Genomic DNA, 5,450 nt, shown 5'->3' with positions numbered 1-5,450 from the left:
ACGGGTGGTTATGATTATGGTTATTCGCGATTTGTTCTTGTAAAGGTAACAATTGTACTAGCTAAAATTACTAAAATAGCTCCTAAAACTAGGGAAGGAGTTACCTGAATAGGAAAGAAAAATGAAGAGTAAATAATAACAATTACTGGGCCAAGTGCACGAACAATATTTGCTTTACCAGCGGTAATAAACTGCAAGCTAGTATAGAAAAGAAGTAGTGACATGAAGCCATTAAAGAATGCTCCACCAAAGTTAAATGCAACTGCTTGACTAGAAATATGGCTAAATGACGTTCCTGTTATGAGAGCATAGCAGAAAAGTAAAAGAGCCGAAGTAAAATGGTTAAAGAATAAGACATTATTTGGCTCTTCATCACTAACTAGATACTTAGCCACGATATTGTTGGTGGCATACATTAGTGGGTAGATGAATGCACAAATCAATCCAAGAAGGTTATCACTAAATTGAAGTCGGCTTCCTGAAATAAAGAAAGAACCGAGAATACAAAGAATAATTGCTAAGTAATCCCACTTTGTAATCTTTTCCTTTAAGAAGATATAAGATAGGAAGAAAACATAAACTAAATACATCCGAGCGATAAGGGTAACAGTGATTGGACTTAAGGTTGAAAGAGCAATATATTGAAGAATAATTCCGATTGCATTTGTTCCACCCAAAAGCCATAACCACAGGCTCTTAAGGTTGGTTAAAGAAACATGCCGACGAGTAATGAGGATTGTTGCAAAAGTAAAAATTGCAGCAAACGCACTAGTGAAAATTCCCCCAACAACCGGACTCAAGCTAGTAAGTGAAAATTTATTAAGAACCGGACTAATACTACTAAATAGGAGAGAAATCAGATTTAATTCAATTCCCCATAGTTGCTTCTTTGGTACACTTTTTATATTCATTTAATCACATCCAATACTTTTTATTACTTTAATTCTAATGAATTATATTCCTAAGTCTATTAGGAAAACGATTAAATATTTTAGTTTACATAATATTCAGAATAATAACTATTCAAATTTGAAATTTTGAACAACTTTATCAAGGTCTTCTTGTTCAATCCCTAGATAGTGGCGCGTATTTCGTTCAGAGGAGTGATTAAATAACTGCGAAATGATTTCAACGTTAACACCTTTCTTATAGAGTTGTCGACCAAAAGTTTTTCTAAAAGAGTGTGTTCCAATCTTAGCAACGATTTTATTATTTTCCGTTTTTCTAGCCATTCGTTGCAACATTTCGTAAAAGCCATGTACTGAAAAATGACCTTCTTGTTTCCCAGGGAAAAGATAATCATTCTCGTCTTTATAATTCAAGTCATTAAGATAATCAATAATTTCGGCAAGACAATTATTCCAAAAGAGCGTTTTAGCCTTACCTGTTTTTTGCTCAATAACACGGGTTTTAGTTTTATTTAGAACATGACCAACCCTTAACGTTACAACGTCTGATGCTCGCAATCCGTTATTAAGGGCAATTGCAATTAGTAATAGGTTTCGGTTAACCAATTCAGGACGCGAATGCAGCTTAATTGTCTCACGTAACTGATCATATTCTTCGAGAGTCAAGAATTTAACATTTTCTACCCATATTTTCCGTTTACCCTTGATTTGACCATTAGTTTTATTTTTGGGAATATAAACTCGTTTTTTAGTTGACATAATATTTCTTCCTTTGTTAATTTGCGAGGTAATCAACTAAAGCAGGGACGATTTCCTCTCCTTCTTTCCGCCCAGTTTCATAAAGTGCTCGAATTTTCTTAATATTTCCTTCAATCCGCTTAATTTTAATTGGTTTAGAGGGAGCAATATTAAAGATCTTTCCTTCACAAGACAAACGATTAATTTCAGCAATCTGTTGGTTGTAGAGAAGGGGACGATTAATCCCCGCTTTAGCAAATTCGGGATAATCTTTATATACCATGTCGTACAACTTCTTTATAGCAGAACTAGATGGCTTCTTTCGGTAGTTAATATCCCTGGTCCGTACAACAACAATCTTGTCATAGCCTTGTCGTTGTGCAATATCAAATGGAATTGAATCTGTGATCCCACCATCAAGGCAAGGCCCTTGAGAAGTTTCCTGTGGATCTGAAAGAAATGGCATTGATGAGGAAGCTTTGAGGGCATTGGTTAGCTCCTCACCAACAGGATCCGTAAATAAAACTGTTTTTCCTGTTTTCACAGAAGTAGCAACTGCTGTGAAATGAGATGCTGACCGTCGATATGCAGCTTCATTAAAATTCTGCCAAGAATATCCGTGATCTTCAAAAAGATAATCAAGATTAATTATTTGCTTTTTAAATACGCGAGCCATCGAGATATATTGGCGATCGTGCCGATGATTAATATTAATATTGGCAGCGCGTCCGTATTGCTTAGAGACGAAATTAACTCCACAAAGCGAACCAGCGGAAACGCCAATTACACTTCGAAATTCAATATGGTGAGCGAGAAATGTGTCAACAATTCCGGCAGTATATTGTCCACGGAATGCGCCACCTTCTAAAACTAATGCTGCATTATATAACATAAAATGAAATAACTCCTTTTTGTCCGCCAAAAATAGCAAAAATGACCTAATTTTTAGTGAGACACTTTTTCAATAAAATTATACAACAGTCTCACACGAAAATATAGGATTTTAAAAGCTTGTTATATCAACGTTTATTCTCGGTTATCGTAAGACTCTTTTATCAAAAGAGTCTTACTAATTTTAAAATAATGCAAAAATAGGGGTAAAAACAGCTTTTGCCTCTCAGACGAACTGAAATTCATTTTGATGAGTAGTAGGTCGTTACAATTCGTCTCAGAAGGAAAACGCATATTGCTATCAAAAAATGAGTAAATAGACAGTAAATATTTAAATATGAACTTTTTATGAAGAAACTATTGATAATTTAAGATAATCATAATAAAATAGTGCACAGTTAATTGTTAAACGTTTAGCAAAAAGTAAAGAAACGGGGTTATTTCTATGCTAGAACGCAAGGAACATAAGAAAATGTATAAAAGCGGTAAAAATTGGGCAGTCGTTACACTCTCTACTGCTGCGTTGGTGTTTGGTGCAACAACTGTAAACGCATCCGCGGACACTAATACTGAAAATAATGATTCTTCTACTGTACAGATTACAACTGGCGATAATGATATTGCTGTTAAAAGTGTGACACTTGGTAGTGGTCAAGTTAGTGCAGCTAATGATGCGACTATTAAAAATTCTGCTAATGCAAATAGTGCTTCTTCTGCCGCTAATACACAAAATTCTAACAGTCAGGTAGCAAGTTCTGCTGCAACAACTTCATCTACAAGTTCAGCATCTTCATCAACTAACACAGATAGTAAAGCAACTAAAGAAAATACTAATGTAGCTAAAGAGGATGATACACAAAAAGCTGCACCCGCTAACGAATCTTCTGAAGCCAAAAGCGAACCGGCTGTAAACACTAATGATTCTTCAGCTGCCAAAAACGATGATCAACAATCCAGTAAAAAGAATACTACCGCTAAGTTAAACAAGGATGCTGAAAACGTTGTAAAAAAGGCGGGAATTGATCCTAACAGTTTAACTGATGACCAGATTAAAGCATTAAATAAGATTAACTTCTCGAAAACTGCAAAATCTGGTACCCAAATGACTTATAATGATTTCCAAAAGATTGCCGATACGTTAATCAAACAAGATGGTCGGTATACAGTTCCATTCTTTAAAGCAAGTGAAATCAAAAATATGCCTGCCGCTACAACCAAGGATGCTCAAACAAACATTATTGAACCATTAGATGTTTGGGATTCTTGGCCAATTCAAGATGTTCGGACAGGACAAGTTGCTAATTGGAATGGTTACCAACTTGTTATCGCAATGATGGGGGTTCCAAACCAAAATGATAATCACATCTATCTCTTATATAATAAGTATGGTGATAATGAATTAAGTCATTGGAAGAATGCAGGTCCAATTTTTGGCTATAATGCTACTGCGCTTTCACAAGAATGGTCAGGATCAGCTGTTTTGAACAGTGATAACTCTATCCAATTATTTTATACAAGGGTAGACACGTCTGATAACAATACCAATCATCAAAAAATTGCTAGCGCTACTCTTTATTTAACTGATAATAATGGAAATGTGTCACTCGCTCAGGTAGCAAATGATCATATTGTATTCGAAGGTGATGGCTATTACTACCAAACTTATGATCAATGGAAAGCTACTAACAAGGGTGCTGATAATATTGCAATGCGTGATGCTCATGTAATTGAAGATGATAATGGTGATCGGTACCTTGTTTTTGAAGCAAGTACTGGTTCAGAAAATTATCAAGGCGAGGAACAAATTTATAACTGGTTAAATTATGGCGGAGATGACGCCTTTAATATCAAGAGCTTATTTAGAATTCTTTCCAACGATGATATTAAAAGCCGGGCAACTTGGGCTAATGCAGCTATTGGTATCCTTAAACTAAACAACGACGAAAAGAACCCTAAAATGGCAGAATTATACTCACCATTAATTTCTGCACCAATGGTAAGTGATGAAATTGAACGACCAAATGTAGTTAAATTAGGTAATAAGTATTACTTATTTGCCGCTACTCGTTTAAATCGAGGAAGTAATGATGATGCATGGATGAATGCCAATTATACGGTTGGTGATAATGTGGCAATGGTTGGATATGTTGCTGATAGTCTAACTGGCCCTTATAAGCCATTAAATGATTCTGGAGTAGTCTTAACTGCTTCTGTTCCTGCAAACTGGCGAACGGCAACTTATTCATACTACGCTGTGCCTGTTGCCGGAAAAGACGATCAATTGTTAGTTACTTCATATATGACTAATCGAAATGGAGTAGCGGGTAAAGGAATGGATTCAACTTGGGCACCGAGTTTCTTACTACAAATTAACCCTGATAACACAACTACTGTTTTAGCTAAAATGACTAATCAAGGGGATTGGATTTGGGATGATTCAAGTGAAAATCTTGATATGATTGGTGATCTAGATTCTGCTGCCTTACCTGGTGAACGTGATAAGCCTGTTGATTGGGACTTAATTGGCTATGGATTAAAGCCGCATGATCCTGCTACACCAAAGAATCCTGAAACGCCAACTACTCCAGAAACACCTGAGACGCCTAATACTCCAGAAACACCAAAGACTCCAGAGAATCCTGAGACACCTAACACTCCAGAAGTGCCTTTAACTCCAGAAAATCGTAAGCAACCTGAAACCCAAACCAATAATCGTTTGCCACAAACTGGAAATAACGCTAATAAAGCCGTAATTGGCCTAGGTATGGGAACATTGCTTAGTATGTTTGGCCTTGCAGGAATTAACAAGCGTCGATTCAACTAAATACTTTAAAAAATAAAACCGCTAAGCCTTAAATTCAGCTTAACGGTTTTTTATTTTGAAAGTTTTTATTGCCCGAAATGTCAATTTAA

Annotated in this window: 4 protein-coding genes; 1 reads left to right on the top strand and 3 read right to left on the bottom strand. The window is 35.9% G+C overall.

The annotated features are described in order from the left end of the window. Positions 1-20 precede the first annotated feature (20 nt). From AACL61_RS09045 to AACL61_RS09035, 3 genes are all read right to left on the bottom strand, one after another. On the bottom strand, positions 21-911 hold the full coding sequence (locus AACL61_RS09045; protein ID WP_063164068.1) for a DMT family transporter: 891 nt from the start codon (positions 909-911) through the stop codon (positions 21-23). A gap of 108 nt (positions 912-1,019) precedes the next feature. Continuing rightward, positions 1,020-1,667, bottom strand: coding sequence for a site-specific integrase (locus AACL61_RS09040; RefSeq protein ID WP_003671859.1), 648 nt, complete (start codon positions 1,665-1,667; stop codon positions 1,020-1,022). Positions 1,668-1,683: 16 nt separating this feature from the next. Further along, on the bottom strand, positions 1,684-2,538 hold the full coding sequence (locus AACL61_RS09035; protein ID WP_063164069.1) for a patatin family protein: 855 nt from the start codon (positions 2,536-2,538) through the stop codon (positions 1,684-1,686). A gap of 444 nt (positions 2,539-2,982) precedes the next feature. On the opposite strand from AACL61_RS09035, the gene AACL61_RS09030 reads away from it, so the two are divergent. Further along, a complete protein-coding gene (locus AACL61_RS09030) occupies positions 2,983-5,361 on the top strand; it encodes a glycoside hydrolase family 68 protein (protein ID WP_339111269.1) in 2,379 nt (792 codons plus the stop codon). The last annotated feature ends 89 nt before the right edge of the window (positions 5,362-5,450 follow it).

Source organism: Limosilactobacillus reuteri subsp. porcinus (genome assembly GCF_036621895.1).
GTDB classification, from domain to species: domain Bacteria; phylum Bacillota; class Bacilli; order Lactobacillales; family Lactobacillaceae; genus Limosilactobacillus; species Limosilactobacillus reuteri_J.
The sequence above is the reverse complement of the archived record's forward strand: the minus strand, read 5'-3'. Positions and strand labels throughout refer to the sequence as shown.

Excerpts from the sequence above, each read along its gene's own strand:
- AACL61_RS09045 (WP_063164068.1), bottom strand. The coding sequence starts at position 911 with ATGAATATAAAAAGTGTACCAAAGAAGCAACTATGGGGAATTGAATTA.
- AACL61_RS09040 (WP_003671859.1), bottom strand. The coding sequence starts at position 1,667 with ATGTCAACTAAAAAACGAGTTTATATTCCCAAAAATAAAACTAATGGT.
- AACL61_RS09035 (WP_063164069.1), bottom strand. The coding sequence starts at position 2,538 with ATGTTATATAATGCAGCATTAGTTTTAGAAGGTGGCGCATTCCGTGGA.
- AACL61_RS09030 (WP_339111269.1), top strand. The coding sequence starts at position 2,983 with ATGCTAGAACGCAAGGAACATAAGAAAATGTATAAAAGCGGTAAAAAT.